The sequence below is a fragment of the Romboutsia sp. 1001285H_161024_C4 genome, assembly GCF_015550185.1.
GTDB lineage: Bacteria > Bacillota > Clostridia > Peptostreptococcales > Peptostreptococcaceae > Romboutsia_C > Romboutsia_C hominis.
The window spans coordinates 119,306-142,716 of sequence record NZ_JADNAJ010000001.1 but is presented as its reverse complement, the minus strand read 5'-3'; the positions used below and the strand labels follow the sequence as shown (position 1 = coordinate 142,716).

The 23,411-nt window shown below is 25.5% G+C and carries 24 protein-coding genes; 7 read left to right on the top strand and 17 right to left on the bottom strand.

Annotated features, from left to right (window positions below; genetic code table 11):
- Positions 1-44: 44 nt before the first annotated feature.
- Positions 45-635, bottom strand: a complete 591-nt coding sequence (locus I1959_RS00735) for an ATP-dependent Clp protease proteolytic subunit (RefSeq protein WP_092927096.1) — start codon at positions 633-635, stop codon at positions 45-47.
- Between the two features lie 232 nt (positions 636-867).
- Positions 868-1,704: an aldo/keto reductase gene (locus I1959_RS00730; RefSeq protein ID WP_092927098.1), complete on the bottom strand. Its 837-nt coding sequence runs from the start codon at positions 1,702-1,704 to the stop codon at positions 868-870.
- Between the two features lie 659 nt (positions 1,705-2,363).
- Between I1959_RS00730 and I1959_RS00725 the strand changes: the two genes are divergently transcribed.
- Positions 2,364-3,131, top strand: a complete 768-nt coding sequence (locus I1959_RS00725; RefSeq protein ID WP_176698703.1) for a threonine/serine exporter family protein — start codon at positions 2,364-2,366, stop codon at positions 3,129-3,131.
- Between the two features lie 18 nt (positions 3,132-3,149).
- Entirely contained in the window at positions 3,150-3,608 is a 459-nt protein-coding gene (locus I1959_RS00720; RefSeq protein WP_092927102.1) for a threonine/serine exporter family protein, read from the top strand.
- A 204-nt stretch (positions 3,609-3,812) separates the two neighbouring features.
- On the opposite strand, the gene I1959_RS00715 is transcribed toward I1959_RS00720, so the two are convergent.
- From I1959_RS00715 to I1959_RS00695, 5 genes are all read right to left on the bottom strand, one after another.
- On the bottom strand, positions 3,813-5,810 hold the full coding sequence (locus I1959_RS00715) for an MFS domain-containing histidine kinase (RefSeq protein WP_092927104.1): 1,998 nt from the start codon (positions 5,808-5,810) through the stop codon (positions 3,813-3,815).
- A gap of 148 nt (positions 5,811-5,958) precedes the next feature.
- Entirely contained in the window at positions 5,959-6,150 is a 192-nt protein-coding gene (locus tag I1959_RS00710) for a hypothetical protein (RefSeq protein WP_092927106.1), read from the bottom strand.
- Positions 6,151-6,228: 78 nt separating this feature from the next.
- Positions 6,229-6,531 carry an ATP-binding protein gene (locus tag I1959_RS00705; RefSeq protein WP_330615156.1) on the bottom strand — a complete coding sequence of 101 codons (303 nt, stop codon included), beginning with the start codon at positions 6,529-6,531 and terminating at the stop codon, positions 6,229-6,231.
- A gap of 35 nt (positions 6,532-6,566) precedes the next feature.
- Positions 6,567-8,237 (bottom strand): histidine kinase dimerization/phospho-acceptor domain-containing protein, encoded by a 1,671-nt coding sequence (locus I1959_RS15720; protein ID WP_195236836.1) that lies wholly within the window; start codon positions 8,235-8,237, stop codon positions 6,567-6,569.
- A 171-nt stretch (positions 8,238-8,408) separates the two neighbouring features.
- Entirely contained in the window at positions 8,409-9,077 is a 669-nt protein-coding gene (locus tag I1959_RS00695) for a hypothetical protein (RefSeq protein ID WP_195236835.1), read from the bottom strand.
- Between the two features lie 189 nt (positions 9,078-9,266).
- Between I1959_RS00695 and I1959_RS00690 the strand changes: the two genes are divergently transcribed.
- The gene (locus tag I1959_RS00690; protein WP_195236834.1) at positions 9,267-10,217 is read left to right on the top strand and encodes an alpha/beta hydrolase; all 951 of its coding nucleotides are present in this window, start codon (positions 9,267-9,269) and stop codon (positions 10,215-10,217) included.
- 314 nt (positions 10,218-10,531) lie between these two features.
- Here the strand turns inward: I1959_RS00690 and I1959_RS00685 are convergent, their stop codons facing one another.
- Together I1959_RS00685 and I1959_RS00680 are read right to left on the bottom strand one after the other, a co-directional pair.
- Entirely contained in the window at positions 10,532-10,960 is a 429-nt protein-coding gene (locus tag I1959_RS00685) for a hypothetical protein (RefSeq protein ID WP_092927114.1), read from the bottom strand.
- Between the two features lie 259 nt (positions 10,961-11,219).
- On the bottom strand, positions 11,220-12,251 hold the full coding sequence (locus tag I1959_RS00680) for an FAD:protein FMN transferase (RefSeq protein ID WP_195236833.1): 1,032 nt from the start codon (positions 12,249-12,251) through the stop codon (positions 11,220-11,222).
- A 437-nt stretch (positions 12,252-12,688) separates the two neighbouring features.
- Here I1959_RS00680 and I1959_RS00675 point away from each other — a divergent pair, with 437 nt between their 5' ends.
- Together I1959_RS00675 and I1959_RS00670 are read left to right on the top strand one after the other, a co-directional pair.
- Positions 12,689-13,087, top strand: coding sequence for a NusG domain II-containing protein (locus I1959_RS00675; RefSeq protein ID WP_166504936.1), 399 nt, complete (start codon positions 12,689-12,691; stop codon positions 13,085-13,087).
- Positions 13,088-13,122: 35 nt separating this feature from the next.
- Complete coding sequence (locus tag I1959_RS00670; RefSeq protein WP_243239959.1) at positions 13,123-13,653, top strand: Gx transporter family protein; 531 nt, start codon at positions 13,123-13,125, stop codon at positions 13,651-13,653.
- Positions 13,654-14,021: 368 nt separating this feature from the next.
- On the opposite strand, the gene I1959_RS00665 is transcribed toward I1959_RS00670, so the two are convergent.
- Positions 14,022-14,942: a hypothetical protein gene (locus I1959_RS00665; protein ID WP_195236831.1), complete on the bottom strand. Its 921-nt coding sequence runs from the start codon at positions 14,940-14,942 to the stop codon at positions 14,022-14,024.
- A 265-nt stretch (positions 14,943-15,207) separates the two neighbouring features.
- Between I1959_RS00665 and mscL the strand changes: the two genes are divergently transcribed.
- Positions 15,208-15,630, top strand: a complete 423-nt coding sequence (gene mscL / locus I1959_RS00660) for a large-conductance mechanosensitive channel protein MscL (RefSeq protein WP_092927124.1) — start codon at positions 15,208-15,210, stop codon at positions 15,628-15,630.
- A gap of 160 nt (positions 15,631-15,790) precedes the next feature.
- On the opposite strand, the gene I1959_RS00655 is transcribed toward mscL, so the two are convergent.
- The 3 genes from I1959_RS00655 to I1959_RS00645 form a co-directional block, all read right to left on the bottom strand.
- Positions 15,791-17,134: an alanine/glycine:cation symporter family protein gene (locus I1959_RS00655; protein ID WP_166504933.1), complete on the bottom strand. Its 1,344-nt coding sequence runs from the start codon at positions 17,132-17,134 to the stop codon at positions 15,791-15,793.
- A gap of 26 nt (positions 17,135-17,160) precedes the next feature.
- Positions 17,161-18,150: a PHP domain-containing protein gene (locus I1959_RS00650; protein WP_166504932.1), complete on the bottom strand. Its 990-nt coding sequence runs from the start codon at positions 18,148-18,150 to the stop codon at positions 17,161-17,163.
- A 127-nt stretch (positions 18,151-18,277) separates the two neighbouring features.
- Positions 18,278-19,570, bottom strand: a complete 1,293-nt coding sequence (locus I1959_RS00645) for an MFS transporter (RefSeq protein ID WP_195236830.1) — start codon at positions 19,568-19,570, stop codon at positions 18,278-18,280.
- Positions 19,571-19,899: 329 nt separating this feature from the next.
- Between I1959_RS00645 and I1959_RS00640 the strand changes: the two genes are divergently transcribed.
- Positions 19,900-20,697, top strand: coding sequence for a DeoR/GlpR family DNA-binding transcription regulator (locus I1959_RS00640; RefSeq protein WP_092927132.1), 798 nt, complete (start codon positions 19,900-19,902; stop codon positions 20,695-20,697).
- A 260-nt stretch (positions 20,698-20,957) separates the two neighbouring features.
- On the opposite strand, the gene I1959_RS00635 is transcribed toward I1959_RS00640, so the two are convergent.
- From I1959_RS00635 to I1959_RS00620, 4 genes are all read right to left on the bottom strand, one after another.
- Entirely contained in the window at positions 20,958-21,152 is a 195-nt protein-coding gene (locus tag I1959_RS00635; protein ID WP_092927134.1) for a hypothetical protein, read from the bottom strand.
- Between the two features lie 346 nt (positions 21,153-21,498).
- Positions 21,499-22,014 (bottom strand): VanZ family protein, encoded by a 516-nt coding sequence (locus I1959_RS00630; protein WP_092927136.1) that lies wholly within the window; start codon positions 22,012-22,014, stop codon positions 21,499-21,501.
- 93 nt (positions 22,015-22,107) lie between these two features.
- Positions 22,108-22,878: a hypothetical protein gene (locus I1959_RS00625; protein ID WP_195236829.1), complete on the bottom strand. Its 771-nt coding sequence runs from the start codon at positions 22,876-22,878 to the stop codon at positions 22,108-22,110.
- Entirely contained in the window at positions 22,871-23,350 is a 480-nt protein-coding gene (locus tag I1959_RS00620) for an RNA polymerase sigma factor (RefSeq protein ID WP_092927140.1), read from the bottom strand. Before I1959_RS00620 ends, I1959_RS00625 begins: the two co-directional genes overlap by 8 nt.
- Positions 23,351-23,411 lie beyond the last annotated feature (61 nt).

Sequence of the window (23,411 nt, the reverse complement as noted above, 5' to 3'; positions counted from 1 at the left end):
AATTTTTCATATATATTAGTTATTCTATTTATTACATATACATCTTATAAATTAGATAACTCATCATAACTTGATATAACTTTACTTACTATACCATAATCAACTGCTTCCTCTGCATTTAACCAGTAGTTTCTATCTGTATCTTTTTCTACTTTTTCTAAGGATTGTCCTGTAGCAGCACTAATTATATTATTAATTCTTTTTCGAACTCTTACTATCTCTTTTGCTTCTATATGTATATCTGTAGCTTGACCTCTACATCCACCTAATGGTTGATGTATCATATATCTAGTATTAGGCAGTGAATATCTGTCTTCTTTGTCAGCAGCAAGGTAAATTGTTATACCTGCACTTGCAACCCATCCAGTACCTATTATAATAACGCGAGGTTTAATAAACTTAATCATATCATGTATAGTATCCCCTGCTTCTACATGACCACCTTGACTATTAATAAATATCTTTATTGGTTCGTCTCCCATTTCCTGTAGAATTAATAATTGTGTTGCTACTTTTTCAGCCAACTCTTGGTTTATCTCTCCTGAAATGATTATTGATCTAGAATTTAATAGTTTTTCTACTACTACACTAGATGTATCTTTTACATTCTTTTGATTTTCCCCTTGATTATTCATATGTTCCCCCTATTATTTAGTAAATTTAATAATCTGTTAATAATAAGTATAGCATAATTATTCTAAATTATATTTATATTTTAATACTATATAAATATTTTCATATCCATAATAATATTAAAACTAAATCTTTTATAAAACTCATAATTAGTACTTTCTTTTTTGACATATTACACATAATACATTTATTTATAAGTTAAAAACCGCATCACTTATAGTGATATGTTTTTAACTACTTTGCTTCATTATATATAGTATTAATCGGAGGCTTTGATACAGATACATAATCGCCCTCATTTAATGAATTAATAGCTTCTATATCTTCATTTGAAATTTCAAAGTTAAATATGTCTATATTTTCTTTTATTCTATCTTCATTTGACGATTTTGGTATAGGTATAATTCCTCTTTGTATATGCCATCTCAATACTATTTGAGCTATTGTTTTTTTATATTTTTCTGATAAGTTTACCATTAAATCACTAGAAAATACCCTCCCCCTACTTATAGGGCTCCATGCAATAACTTGAATATTATTGTCTTTACAGTAATTTAAAATTTCATTTTTAGTACTAAAAGGATGAATTTCTACTTGATTTATCATTGGCATTATTTTTGCGCTTTTCTTTAGATCTTCTAAGTGATTTACTTTAAAATTGCATACACCTATAGCTTTTACTTTTCCTGTTTCGTATAAGTATTCAAATGCTTTCCATGTTTCATTATTTAATTTATTTGGCCAATGAATTAAATATAAATCTATATAATCTACTTGCAAATTATTTAGTGATTTATTAAAAGCTTCAATAGTTTTTTCATATCCATGGTCATCATTCCAAAGCTTAGTTACTAAAAATATTTCTTCTCTATTTATTTCACTATCTTTTATCCCTTTACCTATGCCAACTTCATTTCCATAAAAATAGGCAGTATCTATCATCCGATATCCTGCATTTAAAGCCTTTATTACTAATCTAGCCGTTTCTTCATCATTTCCTGACTTGTATGTTCCAAAACCAACTAAAGGTATTTTTACATCATTGCTTAATATTTTAAACTTTTCATGCATAATTAATTTTCCCCTTTTAATTAATATCTCATCTATTGATATATTATTTAAATCAATAAAAAAACATTGCCTAGATATATGCTTTTTTTGCATTATTTCATTATCATCTGAGCATTTAACTAGTTACCTTTTAAGTATAGATTACACATTAAATATTATCAATTCTATTTTCAAATTACTTATATATAAGAGAATATATTTTTAATCTACTTTGTGTTATACTATATGTCGTGAAATTCTTACATAAAAATACAAAATTTTACAATATATATTGTAAATATAGTTACTATTTATATAGCTCATAAGCTTAAGTAACTTCATTAACAAATAATTGAGATCATAGTAAGTTTTTTCTTATCAGATTTAAATCTAATAAAAAAAGAAGGTATGATATGGGTAAAATAAATTTTTTTATTACTAAGGAAAAATTAAATTCCAAGACTGGAATTTCGAATTTAAATTATAAATCTAATTTTTATGAATTTATATATTTTCATATACATATGGCTTCATCATGAGTTTTTTAATGATGAATTGTATTTTATAAATTTTTTGATGAAGTTACATAAATCAACCATTTGAGTAATATAAGTATGTATTTAGATATTATTAAACTAAAGTACTAAAATTAAGACATATATTTGATGGAGATATATATTATGAATCAGAGAGAAAGTGAATATTTATTAAGTGTTGCCCTTGAAATTGGAAAATCAATGTTAAGTGCTGGTGCTGAAATATGGAGAGTTGAAGATAGCATTAGACGTATTTGTAAGACTTATAGTATAGATAATGTAGAAATTTATGCTTTAACAACCTTAATAATTGCAACTATAAAAACTAAAGAAGGATATCATTCTACTCAATCAGTAAGAATAGAAAAGGTATCAAATAACTTAGGAAAATTAGAGTCTTTAAATGAATTATCAAGATATATTTGTAAAAATGCCCCAAATATAAAAGATATTGAGTATATGACTAAAAAGGCTGTTTCCTCAGTCAATTCCGGCTATTATAACTGTGTTGGATATATTTTATCTTCTCTATCCTTTGCTATATTTTTTGGAGGAAGCTTTTTAGATGGTATATTAGCAGGGGTAATAGGTGGGATTGTTTTCTTTATGGAAAAATATTGTAATTTGAATGGTTCTAATAATTTGATATATACAATGATTTTAAGTTTTATAACAGGATGTTTCGGAATAATTTTAGTTAAATTTGGACTAGGACAAAATGTAGATAAAATTATGATAGGAAATATAATGTTATTTATTCCTACATTAGCGCTAGTAAATGGTGTTAAAGATATATTTTATAGAGATATTATAGCCGGTCTTTATAGAATAATTGAGTCTGTCTTAATTGCATTATCCGTTGCATTAGGATTTGGCTTATCTCTTGTAGTATTTGGTATTTTTCATATATAGTCTTGGAGGATTTTAATTATGGATAGTAATTTAATACAAATTATAACGGCTGTCTCTGGTACAGTTGGCTTTGCTATTTACTTTAATGTAGATAAGTCAAAGTTAATACCAATCTCATTTGGTGCATTTATTTCATGGATAATGTATTTATTCGTTTTGAATATGAGCAATAGTTTATTTCTAGCAAATTTTTTATCTGCTATATTGGTATGTATATATTCTGAGATTATGGCACGTGTGTTAAAAACACCAGCTAATATTTGTTTAATTCCTTCAGTTGTTCCATTACTTCCAGGTAGTAGCTTTTATTATACAATGTTAGCAGCAATAAGTATGAATATGAATGTATTTAGACAAAAGGGAATGGAAACTTTTATGATAATTTTAGGAATATCTCTTGGAATAGTTATTGGTTTTTTCATATTTGTACAATCATTAAAAGTTTTTCATAAAATTAAATCTTATAATCTTAGTTAAATGATTAAAATAAGTACAAAAAAGACCCTATATCGAAAACACGTAAAAGGTATTTATATGAGGTCTTTTCTGTATAATATTAAACTAGGGTATTTTGCTAATTAAAAAAGCTGACTCCTATTAAGTTTAGTAGTCAGCTTTTGGATACTTAATTATACTCTTTATTATATTAATTTTAATTTGATATTATTTCACTAAATATATTTATACTACATCATAAAGTTCATATATATCTGAAAACTCTAGCTGTATCTTTTGTATATCTACTTTGTAAACATTATTTACTATTTTTTTGCTATTTTCCTCTTCTAAAACTTCATTAGGTAATAAAATAGTAAACTCTGTTCCTCTTACCCCATCACTTTTTAAGTTTATATTACCACCCATTAACTCAACAATAGATTTTGTTATACTTAACCCTATTCCACTACCTTCATTTTCTCTTCTTAATGACTTATCACCCTGGACAAATCTATCAAATATCTTATTTTGAATCTCAATAGGTATACCGATCCCCTCATCCTTTACCTTGATACTTACCCACTTGTTTGTAGTTGATATATCTACTAAAATAATTCCACCATTATCACTAAATTTGATAGCATTTGATAATAAATTTAACATGACTCTTTCTATCATATCTGGATCACATTTTATGTTAAGCTCTTCTACATCTGTATCAAATATTACATCAATTTCTTTTACCTTAGCATAATTTACAACAGATGTACTTATCCCCTCAACAAGTCTTACTATATCATAGTTACTAAAGTCTGGAACTTTAAACCCTACTTCTAATTTAGTTATATCCACTATATTATCTATTAATCTAAGCATTCTTTTGCAATTTATATCTAAGCTATTTTTATATTTTAAGTATATTTCCTTAAAGTTATTTTTATCTAAGCTATAATTTAATAGTTGCATAGTTGAATATATTATATTTAAAGGAGTTTTAAGTTCATGACTTATATTAGCAAAAAATTCATTTTTCATTCTTTCTTCTTTTTTCATATTTTTATATTCTAATAAAGCTGTTTGCATTTTATACTTTTCAGATACATCCTTAATAATTACAACTTTATATCTCTTATCATTTTTTTTAAATAATTGTATAGATATATCTATGAATATATCTTCACCTTCTATGTATATTTCTTTGTTATAATGATCATATTTTTGTAAACATTCTTCTATTTCATAAAAAAATATTTTTCCCTTAAATATCTTGTCAATATTAAGTTTATATTCTCTATCACGGCATAAATAATCTGAATACTCTTCCTTCCTACTTGATATAGCCTTTTTATTTAAATATTTAATGTTATATTTTTCATCACAGATTATTATATTATTATGTTTACTTTCTTCTACTATACTAAAAAATAGACCTTTTTGCTCTTCTAGTTTTTTGTTTTTCTTTACATTTTCGCTAAGTTCTATAAATAACCCTAATATAAACATTATAAAACCTATATAAGTTATTGAAACTGATGTTAATCTAATTTCATCATTCGTATATATATAACTTGCTATAGAATATATAGACTTTGTTGCAAACATGAGTATACTAGATGCTATTACTCCATATATATATTCTTTTTCTGATATACTTTTTATATAAAAAATAACAGCTATAAATAAATATATAAAAAATAGTAGTATATTATATGCTATGAAAAATTCCATATTCATTATACTTTCTGAAATTTTGTAGTTATACTCTATATACGTAACCATAAAAGTGCTAATTACCACTATTATAAATGCTTTAACTTTATTTTCTATAATAAAGCCTTTAAGATTTTCCATGTTACTAATAGATATAAGTGCGATTACAACTCTTATAAACGTTGTCCCTATTGCAAGATATACCTCAACATTATTACTTTCATAGTTTAATTGATTAGAAATACATATATCTAATAAAAAAACTATATACATTAGTGATATTAAAAATAACTCTTTTTTCTTATTGCTACTATATGATAGTAAACAACTTAAAACTCCTAATGCAGCTAAAATCGCATTGAAAAACCTTATAAACTCTGATCTTGTGAATTCAAAATTTGATTGTCCATCTATAAGTGATCCTAATCTTATTATATAAACCCCAAATACTATAATAGATATTAGAAATATAATTATCATATTATTTTTATTTTCTTCTCTTATATCCTCAAAAACATTAAAATTTTTCATTAAAATCCCCCTTCAATACTATGAGATGTGATTATATCATATAAATTGTAAATTTTTGTTTTTTAGATTATATTTAATAATATATCTTATTATTTACCATACTAAAAAACTATATATAAACATTAGATTTTATATATAGCTTCTTAGTTTATTTTTTTAATTTTATTATTCTAATCCCTTCATAAACTCCACCTATAATTATACCTAAAAAAAGCCCTAGCATTATTAAAAATTCGATTTCATAAGATTTTACTCCAACCCTAGTTGATAGTACATAAGTTACTAGAACTATTGATGGTACTGTTAAAAATACTATCCATCTAAATACTATCTTTTTCATCTATCTAGTTCCTTTGTTTTAAATATTATTAATAATATTTATGCTAAATTGTAAATATATTATTATAATTAAAAAGCTTTATAGTATATAAGAACTTTCATTATATAACTCATATATATCTGAAAATTCTAATTGTATTCTTTGTATATCTATATCATAATCTTTATGTATAACTTTATTTTGATTGTATTCTTTTAATACTTTATTAGGTAGCAAAATAGTAAATTCTGAACCTATATTTTCCTCGCTTTTTAAGTAAATTTTGCCATCCATCAGCTCAATTATAGATTTTACTATACTCAATCCTATGCCACTACCTTCATTTTCTCTTCTCAAAGATTTATCACATTGAACAAATCTATCAAATACCCTTGATTTAATATGAGAAGGTATACCGATACCTTCGTCCTTTACTTTTATTTTAACCCATTTTTATTAGTTGATATATCTACTAGGATAGTACCACCTTTATTACTAAATTTTATAGCATTTGATAGCAGATTTAACATAACTCTTTCCATCATGTCTGGGTCTAATTTTATATCAAGTTCCTCTACATCTGTATCAAATATAACTTCTATATTTTTAATACTAGCATAGTTTATAACAGATGTAGTTATCCCCTCAACAATTCCCACTATATCATAGTTTCCATACTGAGGAACCTTATATCCTACTTCAAACTTAGTAACATCTACTATATTATCTATTAGCCTAAGCATTCTTTTACAATTTATATCTAAGCAACCTTTATACCTTAAGTATATATTTTTAAAATCACTTTTTTGTGTACTAGCCGTTAATAATTGCATAGTCGAGTATATTATATTTAATGGTGTCTTTAGTTCGTGACTTATATTAGCAAAAAATTCTGTTTTAATTTGTTCTTGTTGTCTTATATTTTCATACTCTAGTAATGCTTTTTCCATTTTGTACTTTTCAGATACATCCTTTAATCTTACCAACTTGTATATGGTGTTATTTTTTTCAAATTCCTGTATAGAAACATCTACTATCATATCATTTTCTTGTATGTATATACTTTCACTATAATTTTCATCTTTTCTAAGTTTTTTTTCAACTTTATCAAGGACTGATTTGCTTGAATGTATAAACTTTAAGTTATGTTTATCATTATCTCCTTTTGATTCTTTAATATTAAATGCTTTTAGGTTATTATTTCTAGCTCTTTTATTAGCATATTTTATATTGTATTCTTCATCACATATAACAATACTACTGTACTCATTTTCTTCTACTATTTTAAAAAATAAGTCCCTTTGTTCATCTAATTTTCTATTCATCTTTATATTTTGACTAAGTTCTATAAATAGACCTATTATAAATATAATAAAACCCATATATATTACCGATGTTGCAGTTAAGCTAATTTCTTCATTATGTTTTATCAAACTACTATAATCATATATAGATTTTATAGAAAACATTATGGCACTAAAACCTATTACCCCATATATATAATCTTTTTTAACTATACTTTTTATGAAAAATATCCCTGATATAATTAAATATATTATAAATAATGATATGTTATAATTTTTTATAAAATTAATATCTAGAAAATTATTATATAAATTATATTTATACTCTAAGTATATAAATAAAAACGTTATCAATACAATTATTGATGTAGCCTTTATTTTATTTTCATCAATTATATTTTTTAATTTTTCTAGGTTACTAGCTGCTATGCTCATAACTATAAGCCTTATAAAAGATGTTCCTATTGCAAAATATGTATATGTTTTATCACTTTTAATATATATTTGGTTTGATACAAATATATCTATAAAAAATATAGTGTACATTAATGCAACTATAAACAATTCCTTTTTTTTGTTACTATTATAAGATATAATACAACTTAAAATACCTAGTATTGACAAAACGGCATTGAAAAATCTTATAAAATAAGACCTGGTAAGCTCAAATGATACTCCCTCGTTTACAAGCAAATTTAACCTCATTATGTATAAGCTAAATATTATCATTGATATTAAAAGTATTATTACCATACTTATTCTTTTTTGTTCTATGGAATTATTAAAGACATTTCTCACCCTCACTAAAAGCCCCCTTTTATAAATATCTTTACCTAAATTATAACATATAAATTATTCTTTTAACATAAATTGACAAATGCTTTAATTTTTAGAATATGTTTTAATATAGTATTAATTTTTTTAAGATATAATAGCAGAGTATCCATGCCCTTTTTATATATCAATTTTATAATATTACGTTGTAGGTGTTAGTGTCATATTGTAGCCATGTTGTCTAGATAAATAAAAAAATGTTATAAATCTTTTAACATTTTCATTTTCTATATTTAGTTTTTTCATTTCCTTTTTTGCTACTCTTTCTAAAAAATCTATATGATTAAGATTAAATAACATAACCATTCCTGATGTAAAATTTACATCACCTATGCTTATTATTCTTGTAAATACCAAATGGTCTTTATCTAAAGTTCTTGAAAGAGATATATCTATTATATTTATTATTTCTTTTGTATTTATATCTTCTATTTTAATTTTAAAGTCTTTTTTATCTATATCTATTACTTTGTAAAGAGAAGTTTTTGAGTTTTTCATTGATTCTATAAGCTCTATTTCTGATTTGTCTTCTAATTTATGACTTTCTAGAAATAAGTCCACTCCGCTTTTATTATTTAGAGTTTTTTCATATAATATAAAGTCATGACAGTAGTCAAATTCTATATTCTTATCTAAATATACTCTATTATTTTTAAGTAATCCCATTATATTAATATCATTTAACCCTTTTTGGGTAGTTTCTAGATAATCAAATATTCTATCATTTAGTATCTTACTTATTTCTCTATATTCTCTGTATGACTTTATAGATTTTTTTGATTCTAGATAAAGTGTATTTATATCTATCAATTTTAAATCTCCTTTTTTCTTTTTATTGGTATTATGAACTTAATACTACAGATTATACAAATATATATCTTTAAATAAATTAAATTTAATATTTATCATATTGAAAATATATAGATATTACTATATAATAATTTAAGTTATAATAGATATTAGTATCTAGTGCTAAAACTAGATTAAAAAGGAGACATAATGAAAAAGACATCTAAGAAGAAAGTGTTATTTATAGCCATTATAATGGTGTTATCTCTACTAGGTGGTTCCTACTACTTAGGAAAACTAGTGTATTACGGATCTGTTGGTTCATCTGAAGTTAATAAAAGTGAAAATATAGTTGAAGTATTCTCTCAAAAACCTGATAAACCTTTAGATAAGTTAAAAAACTACAAACATGAAAATTTAATGATTAAAACTAAAAACAATTATAAAATAGAATCTTTACTTATAAAGTCTAATAAGAAAACTAATAACACTATAGTAATGGTTCATGGTATTGGTCGTTCTTATTATGATATGCTAAGATACTCTTTTAACTATTTAGATAATGGATATAACGTATTAGTATACAATCAAAGACACACAGGAAAAAGTGGTGGTGATGATTATAGTTTTGGACTTTATGAAAGATATGATTTAGATAGTGCTGTTAAATATATTAAGAAAATATACCCTGATGGAAAAATAGGTGTTCATGGATTTTCTATGGGAGCTGCTACTTCCACTATGCACGTTGCTTTAAATGAAAAGGATAAAAATGTTGATTTTTATATATTAGATTCCCCATATTCTAAAATGGAAGATGCTGTTAGATTAGGTATCGAGGCAGAAAATATTCCTCTTATTCCTACTAGCTATATTAGTTTTTGGGGTGATATTTATACTAAGCTTCATTCTGGATTTAATTTTGATGATGTTATGCCTTATAAAGCTGTTGAAAATTCAACTGTTCCTATAATGCTTATTCATGAGAAAGGTGATAAGGTGTGTGCTTCTGATAATAGTGAAGAAATATATAAATCTATTCCTCATAACAAAAAAGAGCTTTGGATTATAGATGGTAATAATCATATTGGTGGATATGATGATACTGGTAATGAGTATTTTTTTAGAATTTTTAAATTTATAGATAAGTACGCAAAATAATTATAGCACTTTATTGTATAAATAAAGCCTATTTTTCAAAGTTACAATTTTCCTAACTCAAAATTATTTTTTATAATTCTATCTCTATGATTTCTAGCGATTGATTTTATACTTATAAAATTCATTATATTAACTTCAAAGTATTATACTTTTTTGGTATAAATTTCAAAAATATAACTCATATACTACATTGCTAATAACAATATAATATATGAGTTATATTTTACTATTTTTATAGCTACATAATTTATAAAAACTATTAAATTATTAAAATATGTAATTTTAAGCTTTATATTAGTCTTTTAATAATATTATTATTTTGAAGCATCCATTATTTTATCATAATAATTATCCTCTATAGACTTAAATCCTACTTCAATTAAAGATACATAATCATAGGCATTAAAGTTTTTTTCATTTGATATGTAAGTGATTCTAGCCATTATTGTATTATCCTCATGTAAAAAGAAATTAAGTACTAAATTTTCTTCATTAAAAGCATTAATAAGATTTAATAAGTCATTCTTCTTATGTAGATTATCTAATCTACCTATACAATAATATATAGGAGCTAAGTTACCACCATTTAAACTTAAAGATATAATACAATCACCATTCTTTAAAGTTTGCTTAGCTTGGAAAAGTACACTTTTAGAAGTTTCCCTTGAAATAGTAAATATATTGTCTAATCCTCTTTCCTCAAGTGCTTTTATTACTTGAACTTGCTGTAGTTGGTAATTCATAAAAAGACCTCCCCTAAAGTTGATTTGTATAATTTTTTATACCCTATGCAATTTATTGTAAACAAACTAAAAAAAATAGGCAGTATTAAAAATTTTCACAAAATTTTATAATAAATACTTTTCAAGCTTCAAAAGATGATGGTTTAAAGTTAGTTTAGATATGTATAAATTATTTAAAACTTTTGACATACTCTTTAAATACACAATTTAATAAAAATAATTTAAACTACTTATATGTATATTACGCTACCACCAATATCTAATTACAAAGTTTAAAATCATTATCCATTATATTAAATGTTTCTTTAATTCCCTCTGTTATATATACTTCTTTATCATTAGTTATAAATATTGCATCTATATTTTCTAGACTTTCTACAAAATCAAATCCTTCTTCTAGTCCTTTTGTAAAAACTAATGTAGATAAAGCATCTGCATCTACTGAATAATCAGCTATTATTGATACACCTGCTATTTCAGTTTTATAAGGATATCCAGTTTTGGGGTTTAGTATGTGATGATACTTTATATCATTTTCTTCTATAAATCTTTCATAAACACCTGTTGTTACTATAGATTTATTAGCTACTTCTATAGATCCTACTACACTTCCTCTATCGTCAAATGGATTTTGGATACCTATTTTCCATTCTTTATTCCCTTCTTTACTTCCTAGAGCATATATATTTCCACCTAGATCTATTATAGCTTCTTTAACACCCTCTTCTCTTAACAAATTTGCAAGTTCATCTGCAGTATATCCTTTTGCTATACTTCCTAAATCTAGCATCATACCTTCATCACTTAGAAATACTTCTTTGGTTTTATCGTTTATCTTTACTTTTGAATAATCAATAAGTTTTATAACTTCATCAATTTCTTCTTTTGTCGGGACCTTTGCACCTTCAAGGCCTATACTCCAAAGTTTAACTAATGGACCTATAGAAATATCATATCCACCATCAGATAGCTTTGAATATTCTATTGCTTTTTTTATAATTTTATAACTAGTATCACTTAGTTTTACTGAAGATTTACCTGCATTTTTATTAAGTTTATATAATTCTGTACCTTCTTTGTTTATACTCACTAGGTTTTCTATTTCTGAAACTTTACCAAATGCTTTATCTAATATTTCTTTGCTACCCCCGCTATGCAAGGTAATTGTTATTGGTGTCCCCATAAATATTTCCGTTCTTCCTATTTGTTCACCTTGTTCTTCTTTTTGACATCCCACTAAAATGATAGTTAAAATTATTATTATTATACTAACAATTATTTTTCTGCCCATATTTAATTTCCCCTTATATAATAATATTTGCTATCCCTATAATCTCTAATTATAACTATATTCTGTATACACAATAATTAAAATACTTACCCTTTTTTATTTTTATGATACATAAGTACATTCTTTTATATATAGATTTATCATTATTTGATTGTAAAGTCAATATTTAAACAATTATTTAGTTATAAAAATAATTATATATATTAATAGTTTTTCTTTTTACTTAATTTGTAGTTTTTTTGCTCTTTGAGTTTTAAATTTTTTCTTCAGTTGAAGAACATTCCATTTATAATGGGATTATACACTCTAATTTAGTAAACATATTAATATTTTTTTATAAAATATATTTTTTAGATTGCCATTTATATTTTATATCCTTTAAAATTCAATTATATGAAGATTTAATATTTTTGAATAACCTAAAGGAGAAATCATTTATGAAAAGTTTAAAAAAGCTTGATATTATTATTATTGTATCATTACTTATTTTATCTTTTGTACCGAGTATAATTTTCTCAAAATCCCTTTCTAAAAATTTTAATTCAACTTATGTTAGTATAAAAGTTAATGGTAAATTTTATGATAATATACCTTTATCTTCTTTTAAAGATGAGAAAACCTTTACTATAAAATCTAAACATGGTACTAATGATGTATTAGTAAAAGATAATAAAATAAAAATTATAAAAGCAAATTGCAAAGATGAGCTTTGCATAAAGCAAGGTGAAATATCTAATGTAGGTGAAAATATTATTTGCCTACCAAATGAATTAATAATTGAAATTAAAGGAGCTGAAAAAGATAGTTCATCTGATGATATGATACTATCACACTAATTATGAAATTAAACAAAACTTCTAAAATGATTTATATGTCATTACTCGTGTCAATGGCGTTAATACTATCCTTGATTGAACGAATGATGCCAATTCCATTTGTAACTCCTGGTGCTAAACTTGGACTTGCAAACTTGATTATAATAATATCAATCTATACATTAGATAATTATAAAGATTCTTTTATTATACTTATATTAAGAGTATTTTTAGCTGCAATCTTTGGTGGTAATATGTCTACACTGTTGTACAGTGCTACTGGTGGTATATTTAGTTTTATTGCCACTATAATTACTAAAAAATTAGGTGGTAAACATGTTTCTGTAATAGGTGTTAGTTCTTGTGCTGCGGTATTTCATAATGTAGGCCAATTACTTGCAGCATCTCTTATTTTTAATAATTTTGGAGTATTTCTATATCTTCCAGTATTGTCTACAATAGGTATTATTACAGGTATATTTATAGGACTTTCTGCAAATTATCTCTTGAGCCATTTATCCCAATTACCTTATTTTAGAAATAGATTAAATTTGGATAATAAAAAATCTTCATTAAAATATAATTAAAAAAGGAGGTATCTCAAATCGAGATTCGCTCCTTTTTTAATATATTTTTAATATTTGCTTAATTGTTCCATGAACCAAATATTCATTATAAGATAATATATCCCATATTTAGTTACATAATTTCACTAAAAAATAATACAGATATTACATGTCAAAATAGATTAAACTTCCCCCCTTGAAGTTATACAGAGCTCTTGCAAATAGCAAGTTCATGTCCACCTCCCTCTGTATTTCTAGACTTATCTCCTCAATAGTCATATTTTTAAAGGTAATTTGAACATTTTTATATTCATCTACTATATAAATATACTCTCAAATTTTCCATAAGATATTTACTTATATTTACAAGTAAATTTATAAATGATATATTAAAATAAATTTGTAATTTCCCCAGTATACATATCTACATTATACCATCCTAGAGTAGCTATATGTGAACCCTCTCCCTCTATTTCAACAAGTTCATAAACTTGTATAACATAATTATTACCTTCTATATGATCTACTTTAATTTTTGCATTCAACCCTTCTCCTATTAATTTATCTTTAACTAGATAAATAGCCTCTTCTTCTGATAGTTTATTTGTCATATTTTCAGTAGGTTTTAAATCTTCATTTTTACTATTATCTACATTTATTTTTACTGTTTCTCTTTCTATCTCTGTTCCATCTTTATTAAATCCATAAGCTACTACATAGTATCCTTTATTACCTAATTCATCAGTCCAAGTTATGCAATAGTTTGGTATAGTTTCTGGTTCATGTAGTCTTATTATTATTGAATTATTTTTATCTAATATTACATCCTCAAGTTCTATATAATTAAGTTCACTATATTTTTCTAAGTATGCATCTATATCAACTCCTACATCCATAAATTCTTCACCTAACTCATGTACTCGTATATTTTTTATGGCTCCGTCAGTTTCAAGTAATAATAATACATTTCCTTCTATTTGCGTATTTGTGTATATTTTGCTGCTTTTAGATTTTGATTTTAACTCATCTATACCTTCTTTAGAAGTATCATAAGATTTTTCTATAAATAATGTCTTTTCTTTTAATTCATTACTGTCTTTAGTTATTTTCAAATCTTTACCTGTTTTTCTAGCTGATTCTTTATCTTCTTTTTTAGCTGCCTCCATGACTTCTACCGATACATTTGACTTAGTACTTGTTTTTTCTCTAGGTTTTTCTTCAGCATTAAAACACCCCACTAATAATAAAGAAATTATTAAAATTAATAGATTTAATGTTATTTTAATTTTACTAACTAATATATTTTTCATATAATACCACCTCTATTATATATGTCCTAATTGAGTATATGATTTTTAATTATTAATTAGTATAAAAGTTTTCTACAATAAGTTGTAATCCTCACTATTTTTCTAAGAATCCTAATTTTGGATAATTCATAGCCAAAGTATACTTAAATGTAGTTATAATTTTATAATAATTATATTTAGATTTTCATTTTAATTTTTCACCCCTTGTAAGTTTTATTATTATATAGTAATATGTATAATCAATAATTCGATAAGGAGTCATATTATGAATAAATTTTTAAATGAGTTTAAAGAATTTGCTGTTAAAGGAAATATAATAGATTTAGCAGTAGGTGTTGTTATCGGAGGTGCGTTTTCTAAAATAGTCACTTCTTTAGTCAATGATATTATAATGCCAATAGTAGGAATGGCTACTGGTGGAATAAACTTTTCAGAGTATAAGATAGTATTAAAAGAATCTATAGGATCTATTCCTGCCGTTACTTTGAATGTAGGTAATTTTTTACAGACTTCAGTTGATTTTTTAATAGTAGCATTTTGTATTTTTATATTTGTTAAAGCTATAAACAAGTTAAAGTTTACTAGAAAAAAAGAAGAGGCTGCAACTAAAGAGGAAAATGTTGCTCAAACACCTGAAGAAGTTTTGCTACTTAGAGATATTAAGGATTTATTAAAGAATCAAAATTGATAAAAAAGGATAGACAAATTAAGTCTATCCTTTTTTATTAATTTTTAATTTAGTATAGCATTCTTTAAATTTATACTGAAATCGCTTAAATTTTTAACTATTTTATTTTTTACCATAAAAATTAAAGTTTACTTATATTATTTAATTTACTAAGTTAATACTAAGCAAAATATTCATTAGTGGCTTTTTTTACTTTTGGAACTAATACAATCAATGCTAAAAGATTTGGTATTATAAGAAGCCCAAGAGCACAATCTTGTATCAGCCATACTATATCCATACTAACTAATGCTCCAATAATACTAAATATAGGAAAAACATATTTGAAATTAACTGCTACAGTTTCTCCCAGTACATAATTTAGTCCTACATATCCAAAATACCACTGACTCATAAGAGAAGTTAATGAGAATAAAATTAAACTTAAAGATACAATATACCCCATTAATGGATGTATTGTTTTAAACGCATTTATTACTAAAATAGATGGATGTTCACCACTATTTAATACACCTGTACATCCTAAAATCAATCCTGTTATGGTACATATTACAATTGTATCTATAAATACTTCAGTAACACCAAATATAGCTTGTTCTACAGGATGTTTTACATTTGCTGCCGAATGAATTACTGGAGCAGAACCTTCCCCTGCTTCGTTTGAGTATAAGCCTCTGGCTACACCAAATCTCATAGCTTCTTTGATAGTATGACCTGCCATACCACCTACACCAGCTTCAAATGTAAATGCACTTTTAATTATATCCTCTAATACACCTGGAACTTTATCTATATTAACTAATATTAAAAATAAGCCAAACAATATGTAGAATATAGCCATTATAGGAACAATTTTTTGAGTAACAGTTGCTAATCTTTTAAGTCCACCATAAACTATGGTAAAAACTATAGTAACTAATAATATACCAGTTATCAATGGAGATACGCTAAATGTATTCTTCATCACACTAGATATAGTATTAGATTGTATAAGATTACCACCTATTATTTGAACAGTCATAAGTATAGCAGTTATACTTCCTAATATAGGTAGATTTAACCCTTTAGAAATATAATACATAGGTCCGCCTATATATTCACCTTTATTATTTTTTTCTCTATATAAAATACCTAAAATAATTTCCCCAAACTTAGTTGCCATTCCTAAAAATGCAGCTACCCACATCCAAAAAATTGCACCTATTCCCCCAGATGCAAGTGCAGTAGAAACACCTATAATATTTCCACTACCTACGCAACTTGCTAAAGCTGTGCACATTGCTTGAAATGACGTTATAGACCCCTCAGAACTTGATTTATCTCCTTTAAAATTTTGCTTCATAGGATTTATTATTGTCTGGTTTATTATATACGGAAATTTTTTAAATTGAACAAATCCTGTTGCAAAGGAATATAATAAACCTACTGCTAAAAGGGTAAATAATAACCAATTTCCCCATAAGATACTTGCAAGCTGTCTCAAAAAAAGTTCCAAATTTTCCATACTTCTCCCTCTCAATGTCAATACATTTATTTTGACTTTATATCATCTATAAATATAGGATTGCTCCATGCTATTTTACCATATTTATCAACACATTCTATTCTTATATATGTTTCATTTCCTCTTAGCTCAAACTCTGCTCTTGTAATACTATCTTCTTTAGGCTCTCCCCAATATGAAAAACCACCATTTATAGCATTTCCAGACATAAAGTTGACATGATTTACAGGAGAACATTCTACATATGCAACTCCATCTTTTATACCAAAATCATATATTTGAGGACCTGATGAAGAATAGTAATCTCCATTTATTAATGCATTTATTATATTATCATGTTCTAGAGATTCAGCTTTAACCATTACCCATCCTCCAAATGAATCCGGTAAGAAATCTTCATTATGATTATCATCTGATGCAAATGCAAATACTTTATTTCCTTTTCTCAACATAGTATCCCAATGAGTTGTATCATATCCTGTATTACTTTCTAATACTGTACCATGATTATATATTTCTAAAGCAAAGATTCCTTTTGTATCTATAAAATCTTCTTGGTCTACTCTTGACCATAAAGGGTGATTATAAGTTGATATACACCCCTTAGCTTCCATAAGATTAGCTATGTCTTGAGCGGTTTTAGCACCTTCCCATACTAGAGGTTCTAAAATTTCCATATGTTTGAAAAGCTTACCCTTAGCCTTTTCTTGCATTTCTGTAGTTCCCAATAATCCATGCAAATGATGTATTTTTTTTCTTTGATTATCCTCATCATATAATACACTTGAGCATTCTATCCCAGGTAATATTATAAATCCTTCACTATTTAATTCTCCTCTAAAATCTGTGTATATATCATGCTCACTTAAGCACATAAAATCATATCCATTTCCTTTATACAGATTCACTGATTCCTGTGGAGTTAATTTTCCATCTGAAACTGTAGTATGACTATGTAAATTTCCTTTAAACCATTCTCCATTTCTCTTAAAACCATTTATATTTATATTTTTCATATTATTTTTCTCCTATTTTAAATAATACATGTTCTATGATTTTATATATAATTACTTCTATAACCTATGGATATATCCACAGGTTATAGAAAATTTTTTAATTTTTTATTTAACATATCTCTTATACTTATCTTGCATCTTCTGCTTGCTTACGTTTTATAACTCTAACTAAGTAAGAACTTATAAAAAATCCTAAAATTGAGAATCCTACCATTGTCATAAATACCATTTTATATCCTGATAACCCTGGACTTTTATCTAACATACTTCCATAAAGAGTGTATGCAAATGTTGATGGGAAGTACCCTACAAGAGATCCTATAGACATCGCTGCACCACTTATTTCTTTTGGTACTTTTATTTCATCCATTGGAGCAAAAAATACTGCTCTCATTGTGAATATTATAGCTCCAAATCCTAGTGTTAAGCTCATCCCAGTATATATACTCATTGATTCATGAGGTAAAAATATTATTATTGTCATAGCTATTGCTGCTACAACAAATGCTGCTCTTATATATTTAGCTGTAGATTTAGTAACTTTATCTGCTAGGAATCCTCCCACTGGCCCTCCTACCATCTTTAGTCCATATTGGTTTATTATACCATATGCCCCTACTAATGTTGCTGGCATAGCATATACATCACTTAAAAATGGTATAAAGTATGTAAGGCCACAATATACACAATATACAGAGAATATTGTAAATGCAACAACCCATATTTCTTTCATCTTTATAGCATTAATCATGCCTTGGAATGCAGCTGCATTTTTACCAATTTTTTCGCCTGATTCATTTACTTCCTTTATTTCATCATGTGGAACTGTAAAAAACGATATTATCCCAACTACTATAACAACAGCTGAAAAAAACAGTATACCAGCTTTAAGACCTTGTGCACTTTCACCCATTGCTGAGAATATAGCTAAAGCTGAAAATGCTACTATTGTATCAACTATACCACGTCCAGCTTCTAAAAAACCAAATATTCTACCTTGCTCTTTTTCAGTAGCTATAAGTCTAACTGCTTTTAAAAGTACTGGCCAATAAATAACCTCTCCGAATATAGCAAGTACGGCAAATGCTGCTAAAAATCCTGCATACGGAGGAAATATTGATAAATAAATACCTACAAGTCCTACTCCTATCAATGAGAAAGATATCATATATTTCTTAGAAAACCTATCTGCTAAATAAATTGAGAATATTAATCCAACCGTTTGTACCATCCCATATGTAGATAAGGCCATACCTATTTGAGTATGATTTAATCCCATATATTGTTGCATAGGTATGTAAAATGCATCTTTAAGTGAACTAAGCTTAAATATAGTTCCTGCACCTAGTACAAGAATTGCAAATGTAAACCACCTATTACAAGCATACTTTGTTTTTATTTGTAATTCTTTTTCGTTCATCTTAAACCTCCATGATTAATTTTATAAAATCGTTTTCAAGGTTAAATATATTTACCCTTTTCTTGTTACGGTTATAATTATAATTGGTTTTTTTTGTAAATACAAGTTTTTTATTGTTTTTTTTTGTTTTAAATTGTTTTTTATAGCTTTTTATATTGTTTTTTATAGCTTTTTATCCTTTTTCCATTACTTTTTTCTATAATAAGTGGATTTTTATAAATTTTTGATATATAATTTATAATTAATACCAAAAATATACAATCTAAAATTGTTTTTATCCAATTAAATCAACATTTTTTGATGTCAATATTTTTAAATTTATTCTGGAGGTGGTATTTATAATAGCTGAAGAAAGATATGCCATAATTTTAGATAAGCTAAAATTTGATGGTATAGTAAAAACATCTGATTTAAAAAAAGAATTAAATGCCTCTTCTGAAACTATAAGAAAAGATCTTAAATATCTTGATGAGGCAGGATACTTAGATAGAGTTCATGGAGGAGCTATTCCTAAATCTGATGTAAAACCTGATGATAATGATGATGATGTATATATATCATTTAAAGTTCGTCAATCACAAAATTCTGATATGAAACAATCTATAGCCCTTAAAGCTGCTGAATTAGTCAAAGAAGGTCAATCAATTGGACTAGATTCTGGGACTACCTCTTATGAGCTTGCTAAGGTTCTAAAGAAAAAATTTAATAACCTTACAATAGTTACTAATTCTTTAATAAATGCTTATGAGCTAGTTGATAAAAAAGGATTCACTGTAATTGCGACAGGGGGAGTACTTACCCCTGATGAAAATTCATTTGTTTCTGATTTCGCTACCCTTATACTGGATAAAATAAATCTGGATATGATGTTTTTAACAACATGTGGCGTTTCCTTAGAAAATGGTATAACAGACCAAAGAATGGATGAAGTTGTTATACATAATAAAATGAAAGATTGTTCAAAAGAAGTTGTGGTTTTGTCTGATAGTACTAAATTTAATGAAGTGTCACTTATAACAGTCTGCCCTCTTGAAAGTATAGATTGTATCATTACTGATTCTAACATTGATATAGAATTGGTAGAAAAATTTAGAGCTCAAGAACATAATATAATTATCGCTGAATAATGGTTGTACTAATCAGCAATAAAACGAATTTAGAAGTATAATTGTATATTCTTAAAATTTAATTTAAGTGGTTAATTAAATTTTATATAGGGCTATAACTACTTAGATATAGTCCTTTTTCATAATTTCTATAAAAATAAATTTTATTGCTTATGATATCATTTTAAGTTTAATGTCCTTATATACTCTCTTTTCCCAGTTAAAATTTTTTAATACAAATAAAAAAGGAAGTTTTAAATCACTCCCATTTTTACACTATCCTACAATTCTGTATTAGTTTCAAGTGCTTCCACTATCCTTATAATATCAACCTTAAAAAAATTAACTCCACCTATACACATTCTATCATCTGTATTTTCGTCAACTAAATAAACTAATTCTTCTAATTTTTCCTTAGATAAGCCTTTTAAATGTTCTTCTAATGCTTTAACTTCTTGTTCATATGTTGGTCTCATTTTAATTTCTCCTATTTATTTAAAATTTGATATGGATATCCCTATTTTGAGTAAGAATCTGTAAGTTATTTAATATTCTCACTTTTTATAATAATTTATACCCAAATTAATCATTATAATTCTAACTATATTTCTTAATATATATTATATATAATACTAAGAGAATACTTCAATAATTTTCTTTAGCTTTTAAACTTACTCTTAAATCAAATAAGATTTTATTAGCTTAATAAATATAGTAAATAAAAAAGATATAAGCATCTTAGTCATAGCAGACTATACAACCTATATCTTTAAATATTATATTTAAACACTTAGCTTTACTTATTATATTTTTTACTATAATCTAATTGTACATAAATATCCCTATTAATATAATAGATACAATCAACATAATTATAGTACTACAGATAGTTATAAAGCTTTTTACTTTATTATCATATTTAAATATACTTTTAATGATAGTATAAATACCTATTCCAATAATCCCACCAATCGTATTTGTTATAATATCAGTTATATCACTAGCACCTATACCTAATATATATTGACTAATTTCAAATATAAAACTTATTATAACTATTATACATATACTTTTAGATATCCTTACATCCTTTATTATCATATTTATATATATCCCAAATGGTATAAATAAAATTATATTCCCATATATATCCATTTTATTAAATTTACCCTTAAATATATCATTAAATGGAATTATATTAAGTGTCTGTGAAAAAAACCTATCATTACTGAATATCTCTAATGGAGATACATATTTAAACAAAATATTCCACAAAATAAACAATAAATAGAAAATAAATCCCATAATAAATAGAGTATTAATTATTTTCTTGCGCATTTAATTTCCCCCTAGTTTTATATTAAACGTCTTATACCTACAATATAATTATATTGTAGGTATAAATTATCATATTTAATTATAACTTAAACTCTACTTAGTATCTATAACTTCATGTGCCATTTTAACTAATTCATCTTGTGATAAATTGCCATCTCTAACTAGGAAATTATAGTAAATACCATTTTGCTTCCAATTTAAATATTTAACCTCACTTACCTCTATTTCTTTAGATCCATAGCTAAACACATATTTACCAGATAACTCATCTTTTTTATCTTGTTCTGTCATTTCATAATCACCTGGTACAAGCTTATTTTTATATACATTATAATATATCTCTATATCTTTATAAGTATCAACCACTGTTTCTCTATTGGATTTTTCACCTAATATTCCTTCTTGCATTGAAAGATTTATTTTATCCTTGCCATTTTTATAAACAAAATCTATTGTTTTTGACTTCTCAAGTGAACTTCCTTCCTCATCGATACCTTCATAATTTGTAGTGTATCCATTTTCAAATACATATCCATTACTAAATTTATCTACTAACTTCGGTTCAAAACCAAAATCTTCTTTTACTTCTTTATCTGTTGGCATATCAGTATAAATTGGTATATTACTAGAGTGTCCAACTATAGAAAGCATTTTCCCTGCTGCAAATACAGTTGTCCCTAATGCCATAGTTGCCACTAAAGCGGTTATAATCCTTTTTTTAGCCGATACCTTCTTATACACTTTTCTATCTTCCATTTCACTATTCCCCCTTTTTTCTGGTAAGTTATCTAAAGTATCTCTTACAATATTTTTAAAACTTTGTGGTGTATCTAAAAAAATATTATTTAAATTTTTTTTATTCATAAATTACCTCCATATTTTTTAACTTTATTTTTAATAGCTTTCTTCCTTTTGATAATCTACTTTTTACAGTTCCTGAAGGTATTTTTAAAATTTCTTTAATTTCATCCACGCAATACCCTTCTATATAGTAAAGAACTATTGTAATACGAATTCGTGGAGGTAATTTACAAATAGCCAAATATAGTTCACTATAGTCTTTTTTATCATCATTGTAAACTTCAATGCATTCTTCATAAGGTACTACTTTACTTGCTCTACGTTTTAAACTATAGCATTCATTTATAAGTATTCTAATTAACCAAGTTTTAAAATACTTCTCTTCTTTTAATGTATTCAATTTATCATAAGCTTTTAAAATTGCTCCTTGAACTGCATCCTCACAATCTTGGTCATAAATCAAGATTGACTTAGAAACATGATATAAAGTATGTTCAGCTTCAAGAACTTTCTCTATAAATGTACTTTTATTCAATATACTTCCTACCTTTCCTTGCAAATTATAGCGCTATTTCTTTGCTTTACACTAATTAGAT

Excerpts from the sequence above, each read along its gene's own strand:
- I1959_RS00735 (WP_092927096.1), bottom strand. The coding sequence starts at position 635 with ATGAATAATCAAGGGGAAAATCAAAAGAATGTAAAAGATACATCTAGT.
- I1959_RS00730 (WP_092927098.1), bottom strand. The coding sequence starts at position 1,704 with ATGCATGAAAAGTTTAAAATATTAAGCAATGATGTAAAAATACCTTTA.
- I1959_RS00725 (WP_176698703.1), top strand. The coding sequence starts at position 2,364 with ATGAATCAGAGAGAAAGTGAATATTTATTAAGTGTTGCCCTTGAAATT.
- I1959_RS00720 (WP_092927102.1), top strand. The coding sequence starts at position 3,150 with ATGGATAGTAATTTAATACAAATTATAACGGCTGTCTCTGGTACAGTT.
- I1959_RS00715 (WP_092927104.1), bottom strand. The coding sequence starts at position 5,810 with ATGAAAAATTTTAATGTTTTTGAGGATATAAGAGAAGAAAATAAAAAT.
- I1959_RS00710 (WP_092927106.1), bottom strand. The coding sequence starts at position 6,150 with ATGAAAAAGATAGTATTTAGATGGATAGTATTTTTAACAGTACCATCA.
- I1959_RS00690 (WP_195236834.1), top strand. The coding sequence starts at position 9,267 with ATGAAAAAGACATCTAAGAAGAAAGTGTTATTTATAGCCATTATAATG.
- I1959_RS00685 (WP_092927114.1), bottom strand. The coding sequence starts at position 10,960 with ATGAATTACCAACTACAGCAAGTTCAAGTAATAAAAGCACTTGAGGAA.
- I1959_RS00680 (WP_195236833.1), bottom strand. The coding sequence starts at position 12,251 with ATGGGCAGAAAAATAATTGTTAGTATAATAATAATAATTTTAACTATC.
- I1959_RS00675 (WP_166504936.1), top strand. The coding sequence starts at position 12,689 with ATGAAAAGTTTAAAAAAGCTTGATATTATTATTATTGTATCATTACTT.
- I1959_RS00670 (WP_243239959.1), top strand. The coding sequence starts at position 13,123 with ATGTCATTACTCGTGTCAATGGCGTTAATACTATCCTTGATTGAACGA.
- I1959_RS00665 (WP_195236831.1), bottom strand. The coding sequence starts at position 14,942 with ATGAAAAATATATTAGTTAGTAAAATTAAAATAACATTAAATCTATTA.
- mscL (WP_092927124.1), top strand. The coding sequence starts at position 15,208 with ATGAATAAATTTTTAAATGAGTTTAAAGAATTTGCTGTTAAAGGAAAT.
- I1959_RS00655 (WP_166504933.1), bottom strand. The coding sequence starts at position 17,134 with ATGGAAAATTTGGAACTTTTTTTGAGACAGCTTGCAAGTATCTTATGG.
- I1959_RS00650 (WP_166504932.1), bottom strand. The coding sequence starts at position 18,150 with ATGAAAAATATAAATATAAATGGTTTTAAGAGAAATGGAGAATGGTTT.
- I1959_RS00645 (WP_195236830.1), bottom strand. The coding sequence starts at position 19,570 with ATGAACGAAAAAGAATTACAAATAAAAACAAAGTATGCTTGTAATAGG.
- I1959_RS00635 (WP_092927134.1), bottom strand. The coding sequence starts at position 21,152 with ATGAGACCAACATATGAACAAGAAGTTAAAGCATTAGAAGAACATTTA.
- I1959_RS00630 (WP_092927136.1), bottom strand. The coding sequence starts at position 22,014 with ATGCGCAAGAAAATAATTAATACTCTATTTATTATGGGATTTATTTTC.
- I1959_RS00625 (WP_195236829.1), bottom strand. The coding sequence starts at position 22,878 with ATGAATAAAAAAAATTTAAATAATATTTTTTTAGATACACCACAAAGT.